Here is a 13,107-nt window from a genome sequence, read left to right as displayed (position 1 = left end):
TTACAAGATTATTTCTTTACATATAGCCAACATGCAACCCTAATACCATTTTTTGTTTCTATAACGGGTGGCTCCTTTTCACGGCATATATCCATTCTAAATGGGCATCTTGGGTAGAACCTACAACCCTTTGGTGGATTAACAAGGCTACCGACCTCGCCACTTGGTGGTTTTAACTCAGGTTTGTTAATATCAGGTACTGATTCAATAAGTGCTTGGGTGTATGGGTGTAATGGTTCCTTTAGAATTATGCTGGTGTTTCCTATTTCTACGATTTTACCCATGTACATTATCATCATTAGATCGCTCATATACTTGGCAACTGCTATGTTATGTGTAATGAGTAAATACGTTAGATTGTGCCTACTTTGTAAATCAATGAGAAGGTTAAGTACCTGGGCTTGTGTTGATGCATCCAGTGCTGAGGTTGGTTCATCAAGAACTATGAATTCAGGATTAGTAATTAACGCCCTCGCAATGGCAACCCTCTGCCTCTGACCACCAGATAATTCATTAGGCCTTCTCGTGGCTAATGATGAATAATCAAGCCCGACCTCACTCATTATCTTGGCCACGGCCTCGTTTAATTCCCTATCCCTAACGCCTCTGTTTCTTAGTGGTTCTCCTATTATGTCTTTGATTCTCATCATTGGATTTAGGCTTGAGTATGGATCCTGAAATACCATTTGGAGCTTGGCCCTAATGTTTCGTAAGTCTTTCCCCCCCTTGATATTCGTTATATCGATATTATGGAAGTATATCCTACCCGACGTGGGACGCTCAAGGGTTACTAATAATCTACCCAGGGTTGTTTTTCCGCTTCCCGACTCACCAACTAGGGCGGTTGTTTTTCCGTTGATTATTTCAATGTTAACATCATCAACAGCCCTAACAAAGAGGGGTTTCTCACCTAGGATTTTGTTTATTATACCGTAGTTCTTTGCAAGGAACACTTTAACCAAGTGCTCGGTTCTAATTATTACATCACTGCCCATATAGATGGCACCTCACATATGTATTATCAACCTTAACAAGGCTTGGAACAACCTTGCCACATATATCCATTTTATACGGGCATCTTGGGTGGAACCTACAACCTGTTGGCGGATTTAGTAAGTTCGGTACAGTACCACCTATTGCTGGCAACTTGCCTCAGCCTTACTAATCTTCGGTATACTACTCAACAGCGCCTGTGTGTATGGGTGCCTTGGTTCATAAATGACGCTTTTTGTTGGGCCTAGTTCCATTAATTGGCCTGCGTATAGTACCATTATTGAATCACCGATTATTGAGGCTACCGCTATGTCATGGGTTATGAAGAGTATTGATATGCCGTACTCCCTCTTCAAATCCCTGAGCAGCTTAAGTATCTGGGCCTGTACTGTTACGTCTAGTGCCGACGTGGGTTCATCGGCAATGTACAACTTAGGTCTCATTAATAGGCCCATGGCTATCATAATCCTCTGTATTTGGCCGCCAGATAATTGGTGTGGATACCTTTCAATTATTAATTCAGGGTCAGGTATCCTAACATCCCTAAGTACACTCATTATCTCAGTAATTGCCTTACTCTCATCGAATGTGTTGCCCTCCCTCTCATACCTAATCCTCACGGCCTCCATTAACTGATCCTTAACCTTAAACACGGGGTTTAGGCTTGTGGCTGGTTCCTGAAACACCATGAATATTCCCGTACCCCCCCTAATCCTCCTAATTTCACTACTACTCAACCTCAGTATATTAATTCCATCAAACATTATAGATCCACTTACATACCTAGCATTGGGTGGTAATAATCTGGACACGGCTAAGGCCAATGTCGACTTTCCACTACCCGACTCACCAACAACAGCAAGTGACTCGCCCCTGTCGATGTTAAAGGTCACGTCATTAAGCGCGTTAACAATACCAAAGGGAGTTCTGTAAACCACACTTAGTTCCCTAACCTCTAAAAGGGCCATATTTATTTTAATTAAGTAATGGCTTTAATTATTTTAAAGTCTTAACTTGATACCTCATCTAAATGAATAATACTCATAGATGCATTAAGCCTGTGATTGAAAAGACTATTATTAAGGGCACAATAGTACTGGCGATATTCTCATTATTTCTTGAAATAACGCCGTCAAAGATTATAAACTACATAATCTTTGTGGCACTATGGTACGCAATGCTAGGTACATATGCCCTATGGAAACAAATGCATGAGTACTGCATAGAGGATAAGTCAATAACCATAAGGAGTTTTATGGGGGGGATTAAGACCGTGGACCTAGGGCAGGTAATTGACTGCTTCATATCTCAGGGAGTACTAGCTAAGCATTTCAATTGCGGTTCAATATACTTGGTACTACGGAACAGGAAGGTGATAATCATCAAAGATATACCGCAACCAAGTACTTATTATGAGGCACTATGTAGGGACATAGGTGAATTAAACACGTAATATCTATAAAGCCGTTATTTGGCGCCTACTTAATGAGCTTGCCTGAGGATGTAATGACTAAGGCTCTTGACCTCGCCCTGGGCAGTGGTTCTTCCTATGCCGAGGTTAGATATCAGGTTGATACTGTTAGGTTTGTTAATGTTAGGAATGGTGCACTTCAGTCATTGAGCAGCTACTCCTATGGCGGTGTTTCAGTTAGGGTCTTGGTTGATGGCATGTGGGGGGGTTTCGCCGCTACGAGTAATACTGATTGGGAGTCGGTTAGGGGATGCTGTGGGTAGGGCCGTGTCGTTGGCTAGGTCTGTGGCTAGGCTTAGGAGGAGGAAGGTGAGCATTAGTAGGGAGAGGCTGGCTAGGATTACGTATGATGTTAGTCAGAGGGTTAGGGTTGAGGATTTATCAAATGAGTACTTAATTAAGTACTTAAGCGAGCTTGATGTTCATGCTAGGGTTGAACCCAGGATTAGGGTTAGAAACCTATTCCTGAGCACCACCATTACTGAGAAGTTAATCATAACCAGTGATGGGGGGGCCCACGTTAGGAGTAGGGTGCCCAGGGTCTATCTATTCGGTTCATTAATAGCCTATGACCCGCAGAAAGGCAGCGCCCAGAGGAATATTGAGTTCGGTGGTTCAGGTGGCTTTGAGATTTTAAGTGGCGTTGATGGTGAGGTTGATAGGGAGGTCAGCGCCATTAGGGACGTGCTTGATAAGGCTAGGCCGCTTCCCCCCCATGACGAGGTAATGGATGTAGTGCTAAGCCCCCCCGAGTTGGCGGGTATAATGGTTCACGAGAGTATAGGCCACCCGCTGGAGTTGGATAGGATCATGGGTAGGGAGGGTGCCGAGGCCGGTGAGTCATACGCCAGGCCGGACTACCTGGGTAGTTACAGGATTGGTAGTGGATTGGTCACGATAATTGATGACCCAACAATACCCAATAGCTACGGCTTCTACCTAGTCGATGAGGAGGGCGTCACTGCCAGGCCAAGGTTCCTGGTTAGGAATGGCGTGATTAATGAGTTCTTAATGAATAGGGAGTACGCATCATACATTGGGTTATCAAGTAATGCCGCCGCTAGAGCCAGTGAGTTTGATAAGGAGCCGATACCGAGAATGGCAAACACGTACCTAGCACCGGGTAATTGGAAACCTGAGGAGATAATCAGGGAGACTAGGAGGGGGGGCTGTACATCGCCTCATATACTGAGTGGAACATTGACGATAAACGCTGGTTTGGGCGTTATGGGGGGGTTTCGAGGCCTACTACATAGAGAATGGGGAACTGAAGTACATGGTTAGGGAACCATTCATTGAGGTCGACACAAAGACGTTGTGGAGCAGCGTGGATGCCGTGGCCAATGACCTCAGGTTCTACCCAGGAACCTGCGGCAAGGGTAACCCGGAGCAGGGAGTCCCTGTCTACTTAGGTGGACCTACTTTTAGGGCGGCTAACGTCAGGGTTTTGAAAGCACCGCGTTAACCCTTTGATATGTTTAAATCCCTAATTAACACGTACGGCGCCGTGCCAGGTAGTGGCGAGTCCCACCAATAAACCTGCCTAGCCTCCCTGCTTGAGTCGACGAAGTTCCTAAGCAATGTCTTGAAGGAATCCGCAATCCTCAATCCACGAACCCTGGCACTTAACTTACCGTTCTTCACTAAAAACGCCACATCCCTAATGACCGTTGAGAATATGCCCTCCTTAACATTCTGAAACCTTGTATACCAATTATTCGTTACGATAATGCCATTCCCAAGCTCAGTCGCTATTGCCTCAATATCACTGGGTAATTGTCCTGTGCCTATTGCCGCATGTCTCGGTCTCGGCCGTAACCAATTACCAACTGCATGACCTGTACTGGTTGTATTGAATTTAGCGGCCGTCCTATTATTATGTAATAGCCCAGTGAGTACTCCCCTCCTTATTACCTCCATATTCATTGTCTTATTGCCCTCGTAGTCAAAGGACTCCGAACCAAAGGCGCTGGGGGGGTCGCTTGATAAATCCATTATTGATAATCCCTCGCTAGCTATAGTATTACCAATGTCATTCTTAGAAATGCCCGACATCTCTGTTATTACTGAGTAGGCGTTAAACCACATGGCGGTCATCACGCCGTATAAATGGGCAGATACCAACGGACCAAGAACCACATTGTACCTGCCACTACTCATACTCTCCTCTGGTAAATCCTTAGCTAATCTCACCAAGTGACCTGCCTCGGCACCTGCATCCTTTGGTTTAAATCCATCGAGAGTGTTGGATATAGACACCGACGTGGCTGTTAAATCATCGATGAATGCCCTAATCGTGAAGGCCACGAAGGAAGCCTTATCATCAAGCTCAAGCCCAGCACTATCAACGTAGTAACGCTCCTCAACGCCGAAGGTCATTGCACCCGCATTTCTCTGTGAACCCTCATTGAGCGATACCTGGATTGCGTCATTTAATCCATCAATTAGCTTATCAACATTGCCTTCAATCCTACTATCATACTTACCAACTAATTGGCTTGGCTTCCCACCATGAGTTAACGGTACGTAAAGCTCATCCTCAGGTATGTTATTTAATTCCCTGAGCAACTCCTGAATCTTATTCTTAATGGCGTTTATATCTGACGTAGAGAGCGACGCAGTTAAGTACCTCCTTGACTTGGCGATGTATATCGTTGTTTCATGAGTTACCCAGTTATTGGCTATCGTGGGTTCATTATTGGCAAACCTAATCATCGACCACCTAACCCTCCTATACATAATTATGGCATCATCAACCAAGTCCCTAACATCCCTAATGATACGTCCTAATTCGTTTAATGAAGCCACGCATAATGTTAATAGTTAAGGTATTTAATGCATTTCTTAACAGCATCAATACTTAAATATCTAGCAAAACCATTTTTCTAAGTACCTATGGAGAAGGTAATTCAATCAAGGAAAAACGTTAAGTGCAGCACCATGAATAAGGGACTGCTTAAGGTACTTGCGGCAACGCAATTAGGTCTGGCATTTCTACTTTCCTTATTTACAATGGTTATTGACCCACCATCATTAATAAACATAGCGATTGCATCCTCAGTAGTAATAATTGAGGGTTCATCAATAGGCATCGTATGGAATTACCTAAGAAACGGCTGCTTCGCTTAAGCCCTAATTTCAATGACTTTACTTGATGATTCGAGGTAATACTTACTCTCATCATCGTAGACTATGTGTAACTCTACCGGTGCGTCCCAGGGAAGACCGTAGACATCCATAGCCCTAATGAGAATGTCCCTATAAAGCCTACCCTTATTCACAGTGATTCCTCCCGGTATGATTATTAGTATGTCTATGTCACTAAGTACCGTAGTCCTACCCTCGGCAACCCCCACCAATGACAAAACCCTAACGCTTGGTACCAAGTCCTTGGCAGCCTCATAACCGCCACCGCATACTCCCTCCACCTCCTTAAATGCTCGAAGTGATACCTAACCCAACTTGACATTACTAACAACCTTATCTAACAATCTTATTAATTCCTTAGCCACATCAAATGCTTTAGATACATCATCAATATCATAACTAATTTCGCCATACCTCCCTCAGTGTACGCCTCCTCAAGCATTATTAGAACATCCCTATTAGAAACCACAAAATCCCTTAACTCACGCACTAACTCATTAAAGCCCTGAAATTCAAGTTCCTTAGTTAACATGCCAATCAATTCCCTAATGCCGTGACCCCCCCCTAACTTTAGACCCAAACAACTCGAAATAAACAGCCTTTATGTAAAGTTGAAGAGCTTGATCTATGAGGAACATAGCTAAATCAAAATCATCAGTATTTTCAGCAATACGGAGTGCGTTCAGGGCTCTCCTCTTTAATTTATTAACATACAAACCGCTCATGCATTGCTAAGCCCATGCCGTAATTTAATTACTTTAACTTCTTACCAATGGCTATTATTAGCGGGAACATCTTCCTAATACTGATGCTAAAGTATGGCGATAACAACTCAGTAAAGCACCTCTCGGTACATCCATGACTACCAACAAACCTAACCCTATCCTTATCAGCCTCGACAATGATTAAGGCAGAACCAGGCCTTAATAACTCATATATGATCCTAATAGACTCCTCCCGCTTGCTCCAATGATGAAGCGTGAGTGTGGCCACCACGGCATCAAACCTGCCATTAACAATGGGCATCTGCCAACTAGTGCCATTAATGAAGTCAGGCCTGTTAAACCTCCTGGCCTGCCTGAGCATTGGTAGGCTAATGTCTACGCCAACCACGTAATAGCCATACCCAGCCAACATGTTGGCCAACCTGCCAGTGCCCGGGCCAATCTCGAGAATCCTCGCAGGCGGCCTAACAATACTCCTAAGTACCCTGGCTGTTACTATGTACACCCAACACAGTGGTAACTCTTCCAATCTATAGGCTCTCGCCACTTTTTCATTAAAGTGCCTGAGCTCCTCGTACATGCCATCACCCATTATTGCCAAACTCACGTTAGTGTTATTGACCCATCAACAACGACTACGGAACCATTCATGTACGACGAGTCATCAGACGCCAGGAAAAGCACTACCCTGGCTATCTCCATCGGGTCGGCAAACCTACCAAGTGTAATCCTCTGTAGGAATAGTTTTGTGAAGTCTTCATACGTTGTTCCATAGGCAGACGCGGCCCTAACGGCCATCGGCGTACTAACCCACCCAGGCGCCACAGCGTTAACCCTAATGCCCCTGCTGCCATACTCCACAGCCATAACCTCCGTGAGCATTATCAAGCCAGCCTTCGAAACCGAGTAGGGCATTGCATACGGCAGCGGCTTCAACCCGGCCACAGACGCGACATTAATGATCACGCCCCTACCCTGCCTAAGCATTTCAGGTATTGCGTACTTACTCATTAACCACGCACCCTTAAGGTTCACGTTAATAACTCTGTCAAACTCCTCAATCGTGAAGTCAGCACTGGGTTTCGCCCTTGGCAAGTCAATTCCCGCATTGTTCACAAGTATGTCTAACTGCCCATAATGATTGATCGTTTCCTTAACAGCACTTGAACAATCCGATTCCCTAGACACATCGGCATGTATGAAGAAGGCATCGCCACCATTATTCCTAATCATACCTACCGTCTCCTCACCACCCCTATCATTCACATCAACGACGACCACCCTAGAACCCTCACTGGCGAATAATAACGCAATGGCCCTACCAATACCACTCCCTGCCCCGGTCACTATCGAAACCCTACCATCCAACTTACCCATACCGCTAACTAAATCATATATCTGTATTTAAGTACATACTAATTATAGAATATGTAATCACGCGGGACTGCGCAATACTTTGCTTATGAGGTAATGGTTAGCGATGCTTAAAACGGCGTATCTAAAATTCATTAATGTGAGTCTCGGGGAATTAATAAGAAAGGCCAAGGAGGGGGGGGTCTATTGAGTTCATTAATAACGGAGTTACTTAAGGATGAAGATGCCATTTACGAATTATCAAAGTACTTCGTAATGAACGAGAACGGTCTATTCCTAAGGCCAATAGGTATTGTTAGGCATGGACTTAGTGACGATGCGATAAGGGCATCCAATGAAGGCGTTGACGGCGTTATCGAGGTCTTTGAGGAATTTGCCGATGGATTAAGGGGGCATTGACGGCTTCTCCCACCTAATACTAATCTCGTTATTCAATAAGGTCAATAGGGAGCAGCGCAGGGTCCTCGTGGTCAGGCCAAGAAGGCTCGTTAAGTTTGGGATTAGCCCTGAGGAGTTACCTGAGGTTGGTGTGTTTGCTACAGACTCGCCACATAGGCCGAACCCCCCCATCGGCCTTAGTATTGTTAGGCTTGTTGGTAGGATGGTAGGTTCCTCAGGGTTTCTGGGCTTGACCTATTTGATGGAACGCCAATACTGGACATAAAGCCCTATACACCTGATAGATCCATTAGCGCCAGTGATCTAAAAGCACCCGAGTGGTATTCCACGCTTTGGAGGAGGATTGGTGGTGGCGTTATTTAGTTGAATAGTGCCTAGATAAAAGTTTATATTTCTAAATTTAGGACATAGTGACTTGATAGTAATGGAGAAGATCGAACAGGTAATTAAGGAATCACTGAAGTATCATACAATTGGTGAAGTTAATGGCAGGATTAGGATACGGATCACTGACGAGACAAAGGCCAAATTAATAAAGGCCAGCTACGGCATATACAACCACTCAACCGTCGAGCTGTGCCACTGGACGAAAAGCGCCCTGGTTAAGGGACAAAGCTGTTACAAGTTTAAGTTCTATGGTGCACCGGCAGGTGGTTCCCACAGATGTGCTGAGTTTAGCCCAGTGGGCATGATATGCAGTAATAGGTGTGTCTACTGCTGGAGACCGACCGAGTCCTTTGACTCCTTCATACCCAGTGAGGACTTGGTTGATGATCCAGAGGAAATTGTACAGGGAATACTTAGGGAGAGGTATAGGCTATTGACTGGCTACTTCGGAAACCCAAAGTCCAAGGACAGGGCTAAGGAGGCCTTGGTGCCAACACACTGGTCAATATCACTGTCTGGGGGGGAGCCAACTCTCTATCCAAAGCTACCACGACTCGTTAAGTACCTCAAGAACCTGCCGAACACCAAGTCCGTGTTCATAGTCACGAATGGAGAGCACCCAGAAATGCTCGAGAGACTGCAGCGTGAGGATGCATTACCAACACAGCTATACCTATCCTGCAACGCGCCAAACAGGGAGTTGTTCTATAGGATTAATGTGCCGGTGATGTATAGGGAGGATGCGTGGGAGAGGTGGTTGAGGAGCCTTGAGTTGCTCAGTAGGTTGAATACGAGGACGGTCATTAGGATAACCCTGATAAGGAGTCTCAACTACGACTTCAAGTACATACCTGAATTCGCAAAGCTCATGCTAATCGGCAACCCACACTTCATCGAGGTTAAGTCCTACATGCACCTGGGCCACTCCACGTTTAGGCTGAAGAGGAGTGACATGCTTAGGCATGAGGAGGTTAGGGAGTGGGCCTTGAAGCTGCTCGAGGAGATTAATAGGCTTGGTGGTAACTTCAGGTACATGGATGAGGATGAGCCGAGTAGGATAGTGGTTCTTCAGAACATGAGTAGGTATGTCGATAGGTGGATCGTTAGGCCCGAGGACCAGGCAAAGATTAAGTGATTGATTTAACGGCAGGGATAAAATCACGTATAGGTTACCCTCTCCTCACGCTTAATATACTCATTGAACTTACCGGAATTCACAAGCTCCACGTGGCGAATAACCTGCTCATTAAACTCACTGGGCCTCTCAATATACACGGCATGCCCAGCATCGGGGGGGAATACCACAAACCTGGAATTCGGTATACCACTGAACAGCTTCCTCCCATTCTCAATGGGTATCAACTATCGGCCTCCCCCATGGATTATGGTAGTCGGCACCCTAATATCACCAAGCCTAGGCGTCAAATCAGCACCCATCGCCTCCAACTGGGCCACGTAGGCTCCTTAGGCATCCTCCTATTGAAGAACATCCTCGTTAATTCCTGGAAGACCTGCTCATTCCTACTAATCCAACCCTCACTAAAGGCAACCTGCAGTGCGCCAGTGAACATGTTGAAGTCATCATAGAGCTTAAGGGCCATTTCCGTGAACTGCCTAAGCTCTGGGGGGGTTATTTCCAGGTGGGGGGGCATCGTGGAGACGAGGATTAGGGACTTAACCACATCACCGTGTCTAAGCACGAAGTCCTGGGCAATCATACCACCCATAGAGAAACCAAGCAAGTGAATAGACCTAAACCCAAGCTCACTAACCACAGCATACACGTCATCGGCCATGGAATCCAGGGAATACGGCCCCCCCTCGGCTTGTCGGAAAGACCCACACCCCCCCTATTATCAATGAGGACAAGCCTAAACCTATAGCCCAACTCCCACTGGAAGTGCCAGGCAGTCAAGTCCCAACTAAAGCCCTGAACCAAAACCAATGGCTCACCCCCCTACCAATTACCTCATAGTAAATCTTAGTACCATCACCAGATATCGCGTATGGCATATTGAAATAATAATCCGCAAGGCAATTAAGTATTTACATTACTTACTATATATAATTTACATAATCCATAAAGATAACGCAATAATGCATCCATAATATATAATACTATATTCATTATCAACAAATCTATATAGTTTACTTCATTAGTAATTGAACATTAATTAGGAATAGAATGATTACGAAAATTATGCGCGCGCCCGAACCACCTCACACACGCCATAGGTAATTCATAGTTCATTATTAATATTAGTATTGCCATATTATATTATTTATCATATGCCTAGGAATTCGTGTACTATGCCTTATGCAACCTAGTTGTTTGTATTATTTTAATTGCTTACTCAATTTTTAATAAATCGCAGTCATACTGGATACACCTGAAGATATAGGTTTCAATGCCCAGCTTATTACGTGCCCACCTTAGGAAGTTCATTAATTGACTTAATTTATTGTTGTCCTCATCCGTCGTTATTACTATGAGTCCTGCCTTTAACCCACCGTATTGATAAGCTATGGCCTGCCCAACGCCATAATGTACCTTGTCCTCGCACTCAACTTCGTATGCAATGCCATTGCATGACAGGTCGGGTTTTACGTTAATAAAGCCGAGATTTATTGAGTATTGTTCGTTACAATTTAGGCGGCGTGCTATTATTGCCATGTACTCGTTTTCCCTACATTGCCTCGCCACTCTTCAGCACCTGCGTTTAATTACTTAGTGATCTACCTCCACTGGTGTCATCTCTGAAATGAACTGCTTCAGTAACTTATAATATGCTTCAAACTGCTTAATGGGTCTTGTGCTCTTCGTAGTACGTTTCCTTACGTATAATGGGCCGCTTTCTACATATGAGTCTAAGGACATTTCATCTAAGTACCTGAATCCTACGAATTCGGTATCCTCATCACCATAATACTTATCAAGCATGTTATTAGTTACTAGTGGACGTGTATTTGGGAATTCTCTGCTTATGATTTCATTTACCTCATGCCAAGCCTTCATGATATCTTGTGCTTTCATGTTAGATCTATACTGGTTAACTACGTATGATACTAAGCTTTCATAATTCTTATTTCTTGGAACAAAGATTTTCTGGTTATATAACATATTCACGACCCTTCTAAGGAAGTCCACAAACTTATTAATTTCCTGAAGACCGGGCCTCGTAATAGCCACATAAAGTGGGGGGGCAAGTGGAAATGTCATTTCGAAGAATTGATAAACCCAATTTGGTGAGTCCAAAATTATTACATCAAAATCATACCCTATTTCCTCCATTAACTTATCAGTAAGTGACCTGAGAAGTAATCCCCAGTCAGGTACGTTCTTTATTTCACTGCTAATTTCATCTAAATTTCCCCCAGGTAGTACGTAAAAGGCCGCGTTATTTCCTGGAATCACATGTTGACGAAGACATTCATTGATCACGGGCATACTTTTTAAGTAACCTCTACGGTATTCAACGAGCCTCTTCATTAAGGTCTTTAGGTTGCATTCGTCGAATGTCCTACCCAGTAGTACTCGGGTTGCCATTGCCGATGGGTCAAAGTCTATGAATAACACCTTGCGTCCATCGATGGCTAGGGACGCCGCCGTATTCACAGCCAGGGTTGTTTTTCCCGCACCGCCGCTTGCTGATATGAATGCTATTGTAAACATTATAATTGTTTATTGGGCGTACCTCCTAATAAGTTTTATGTTCAATTGTAAAACGCAAAACATTTATTAAATTCCCATCACATAGCCCAACGGATATGTGTAGGCTTGTTGTTGCCCTTGGTAGGTTCAATAATGCGGGTGATACCCTGGTTGGCATCGGCAATAGCCTTGTGCAGGCGGCATCCATGGACCCACACGGTAAGAGATTCCTTAATGAGGAGAGGCATGAGGATGGTTGGGGGGGTTCTGTTCGTTAATGTTGCTTCCTCATTTGCGGTTCATCATAGGAGCGTGAGGGCCATATTCATGGATAACCCCCCCATTAATGTCATTAGGGGCTTTCTAAGTAATGTAAATAATGATGACGCCGTGCTAATGATGATGCACGCCAGAGCCGCGAGCACCGGCACGCCTAAAAACATATTCTCTACGCACCCTGTTAGGGCCGTGACTAGGGACGGCCTTGAGCTTTACATGATCCATAATGGTTCCTTCTATAGGGATGATATTGCCAGGGAGGTTGGTATTGACAAGGATTACGCGGCTAGGTTTAATGATACTTACATCGCCAATTTGGCCCTTGCAAATCGTATTAAGGGTGACATAGCCAAGGACGACCTAGCTTGGCTGCTTAAGTTCGTGAGGACAGGCGCGAACCTTGGCATTGCGTTGGTTGGGGGGGATGGTTACATCACGCTGATTGTTGGTAGTTATTATAAGGTTCTTGATGATGATAAGAGAGAGGCTAGGGAGGCGTATTATAGGCTTTATCAGTGTGAGGTTCCTGGTGGTGTGCTTTACGCATCATCAACCGTGATTGACTTCTACAGGCCGGGTTTCGTTGGTAATTGCCGCGCACTTGGTAATGGTGAGTACCATAAGTACCGCGTATCGGCCGATGGGGATGTGCGCATGGTTGATGCTTGGAAAATTTAAGG

General features: G+C 44.7%; 19 protein-coding genes and 3 pseudogenes. 8 read left to right on the top strand and 14 right to left on the bottom strand.

The features are described 5' to 3' along the window. Positions 1–8: 8 nt before the first annotated feature. The 3 genes and pseudogenes from JCM11216_RS02665 to JCM11216_RS02660 form a co-directional block, all read right to left on the bottom strand. Positions 9–995 carry an ABC transporter ATP-binding protein gene (locus tag JCM11216_RS02665; RefSeq protein ID WP_054853217.1) on the bottom strand — a complete coding sequence of 329 codons (987 nt, stop codon included), beginning with the start codon at positions 993–995 and terminating at the stop codon, positions 9–11. Further along, positions 985–1,137, bottom strand: a complete 153-nt coding sequence (locus tag JCM11216_RS15535; RefSeq protein ID WP_243675014.1) for a hypothetical protein — start codon at positions 1,135–1,137, stop codon at positions 985–987. The genes JCM11216_RS02665 and JCM11216_RS15535 overlap by 11 nt, the downstream gene beginning before the upstream one ends. After that, a pseudogene (locus JCM11216_RS02660) lies at positions 1,114–1,961 on the bottom strand (ABC transporter ATP-binding protein); the annotation flags it as partial. The gene JCM11216_RS15535 and the pseudogene JCM11216_RS02660, both read right to left, overlap by 24 nt. 62 nt (positions 1,962–2,023) lie before the next feature. On the opposite strand from JCM11216_RS02660, the gene JCM11216_RS02655 reads away from it, so the two are divergent. From JCM11216_RS02655 to JCM11216_RS02650, 3 genes and pseudogenes are all read left to right on the top strand, one after another. Next, positions 2,024–2,446: a PH domain-containing protein gene (locus tag JCM11216_RS02655; RefSeq protein ID WP_054853216.1), complete on the top strand. Its 423-nt coding sequence runs from the start codon at positions 2,024–2,026 to the stop codon at positions 2,444–2,446. Positions 2,447–2,478: 32 nt separating this feature from the next. Continuing rightward, a complete protein-coding gene (locus JCM11216_RS15530) occupies positions 2,479–2,727 on the top strand; it encodes a DNA gyrase modulator (RefSeq protein WP_243674935.1) in 249 nt (82 codons plus the stop codon). Next, positions 2,657–3,929: pseudogene (locus JCM11216_RS02650) on the top strand (TldD/PmbA family protein). The gene JCM11216_RS15530 and the pseudogene JCM11216_RS02650 overlap by 71 nt, the downstream one beginning before the upstream one ends. On the opposite strand, the gene JCM11216_RS02645 reads toward JCM11216_RS02650, so the two are convergent. Then, complete coding sequence (locus JCM11216_RS02645) at positions 3,926–5,272, bottom strand: TldD/PmbA family protein (protein ID WP_054853215.1); 1,347 nt, start codon at positions 5,270–5,272, stop codon at positions 3,926–3,928. The pseudogene JCM11216_RS02650 and the gene JCM11216_RS02645 overlap by 4 nt on opposite strands. A gap of 87 nt (positions 5,273–5,359) precedes the next feature. Here JCM11216_RS02645 and JCM11216_RS02640 point away from each other — a divergent pair, with 87 nt between their 5' ends. Then, positions 5,360–5,593 carry a hypothetical protein gene (locus JCM11216_RS02640; RefSeq protein ID WP_054853214.1) on the top strand — a complete coding sequence of 78 codons (234 nt, stop codon included), beginning with the start codon at positions 5,360–5,362 and terminating at the stop codon, positions 5,591–5,593. Here the strand turns inward: JCM11216_RS02640 and JCM11216_RS02635 are convergent. The 5 genes from JCM11216_RS02635 to JCM11216_RS02620 all read right to left on the bottom strand — a co-directional run bounded on the left by JCM11216_RS02635 (position 5,590) and on the right by JCM11216_RS02620 (position 7,713). Beyond that, complete coding sequence (locus JCM11216_RS02635) at positions 5,590–5,892, bottom strand: hypothetical protein (RefSeq protein ID WP_243674934.1); 303 nt, start codon at positions 5,890–5,892, stop codon at positions 5,590–5,592. The two genes, JCM11216_RS02640 and JCM11216_RS02635, sit on opposite strands and share 4 nt — an antisense overlap. A 68-nt stretch (positions 5,893–5,960) precedes the next feature. Further along, positions 5,961–6,191: a hypothetical protein gene (locus JCM11216_RS15525; protein WP_243674933.1), complete on the bottom strand. Its 231-nt coding sequence runs from the start codon at positions 6,189–6,191 to the stop codon at positions 5,961–5,963. Next, positions 6,157–6,336: a HEPN domain-containing protein gene (locus JCM11216_RS15520; RefSeq protein WP_243674932.1), complete on the bottom strand. Its 180-nt coding sequence runs from the start codon at positions 6,334–6,336 to the stop codon at positions 6,157–6,159. Before JCM11216_RS15520 ends, JCM11216_RS15525 begins: the two co-directional genes overlap by 35 nt. 28 nt (positions 6,337–6,364) lie before the next feature. Beyond that, positions 6,365–6,943: a class I SAM-dependent methyltransferase gene (locus JCM11216_RS02625; RefSeq protein ID WP_243674931.1), complete on the bottom strand. Its 579-nt coding sequence runs from the start codon at positions 6,941–6,943 to the stop codon at positions 6,365–6,367. After that, positions 6,940–7,713: a glucose 1-dehydrogenase gene (locus tag JCM11216_RS02620; protein WP_054853213.1), complete on the bottom strand. Its 774-nt coding sequence runs from the start codon at positions 7,711–7,713 to the stop codon at positions 6,940–6,942. The genes JCM11216_RS02625 and JCM11216_RS02620 overlap by 4 nt, the downstream gene beginning before the upstream one ends. 252 nt (positions 7,714–7,965) lie before the next feature. On the opposite strand from JCM11216_RS02620, the pseudogene tsaA reads away from it, so the two are divergent. Continuing rightward, positions 7,966–8,472: pseudogene (gene tsaA, locus JCM11216_RS02615) on the top strand (tRNA (N6-threonylcarbamoyladenosine(37)-N6)-methyltransferase TrmO). A 61-nt stretch (positions 8,473–8,533) separates the two neighbouring features. Further along, a complete protein-coding gene (gene twy1, locus JCM11216_RS02610) occupies positions 8,534–9,631 on the top strand; it encodes a 4-demethylwyosine synthase TYW1 (protein ID WP_054853284.1) in 1,098 nt (365 codons plus the stop codon). Positions 9,632–9,654: 23 nt separating this feature from the next. On the opposite strand, the gene JCM11216_RS02605 is transcribed toward twy1, so the two are convergent. From JCM11216_RS02605 to JCM11216_RS02590, 5 genes are all read right to left on the bottom strand, one after another. Then, entirely contained in the window at positions 9,655–9,858 is a 204-nt protein-coding gene (locus JCM11216_RS02605) for an alpha/beta hydrolase (protein WP_054853212.1), read from the bottom strand. 59 nt (positions 9,859–9,917) lie between these two features. Then, positions 9,918–10,271, bottom strand: a complete 354-nt coding sequence (locus JCM11216_RS02600; RefSeq protein WP_243674930.1) for an alpha/beta fold hydrolase — start codon at positions 10,269–10,271, stop codon at positions 9,918–9,920. Next, complete coding sequence (locus JCM11216_RS15515) at positions 10,211–10,435, bottom strand: hypothetical protein (protein ID WP_243674929.1); 225 nt, start codon at positions 10,433–10,435, stop codon at positions 10,211–10,213. The genes JCM11216_RS02600 and JCM11216_RS15515 overlap by 61 nt, the downstream gene beginning before the upstream one ends. 411 nt (positions 10,436–10,846) lie before the next feature. Beyond that, the gene (locus JCM11216_RS02595) at positions 10,847–11,200 is read right to left on the bottom strand and encodes a hypothetical protein (RefSeq protein ID WP_054853210.1); all 354 of its coding nucleotides are present in this window, start codon (positions 11,198–11,200) and stop codon (positions 10,847–10,849) included. 24 nt (positions 11,201–11,224) lie between these two features. Next, positions 11,225–12,169, bottom strand: coding sequence for a ParA family protein (locus JCM11216_RS02590; protein WP_054853209.1), 945 nt, complete (start codon positions 12,167–12,169; stop codon positions 11,225–11,227). A gap of 95 nt (positions 12,170–12,264) precedes the next feature. Here JCM11216_RS02590 and JCM11216_RS15510 point away from each other — a divergent pair, with 95 nt between their 5' ends. Beyond that, entirely contained in the window at positions 12,265–12,426 is a 162-nt protein-coding gene (locus JCM11216_RS15510; RefSeq protein WP_243674928.1) for a hypothetical protein, read from the top strand. Beyond that, the gene (locus tag JCM11216_RS02585) at positions 12,383–13,105 is read left to right on the top strand and encodes a hypothetical protein (RefSeq protein WP_243674927.1); all 723 of its coding nucleotides are present in this window, start codon (positions 12,383–12,385) and stop codon (positions 13,103–13,105) included. Before JCM11216_RS15510 ends, JCM11216_RS02585 begins: the two co-directional genes overlap by 44 nt. Positions 13,106–13,107 lie beyond the last annotated feature (2 nt).

This window comes from Vulcanisaeta distributa JCM 11216 (assembly GCF_001315985.1).
GTDB lineage: Archaea > Thermoproteota > Thermoprotei > Thermoproteales > Thermocladiaceae > Vulcanisaeta > Vulcanisaeta distributa_E.
This window is presented reverse-complemented; position numbering and strand designations above follow the sequence as displayed.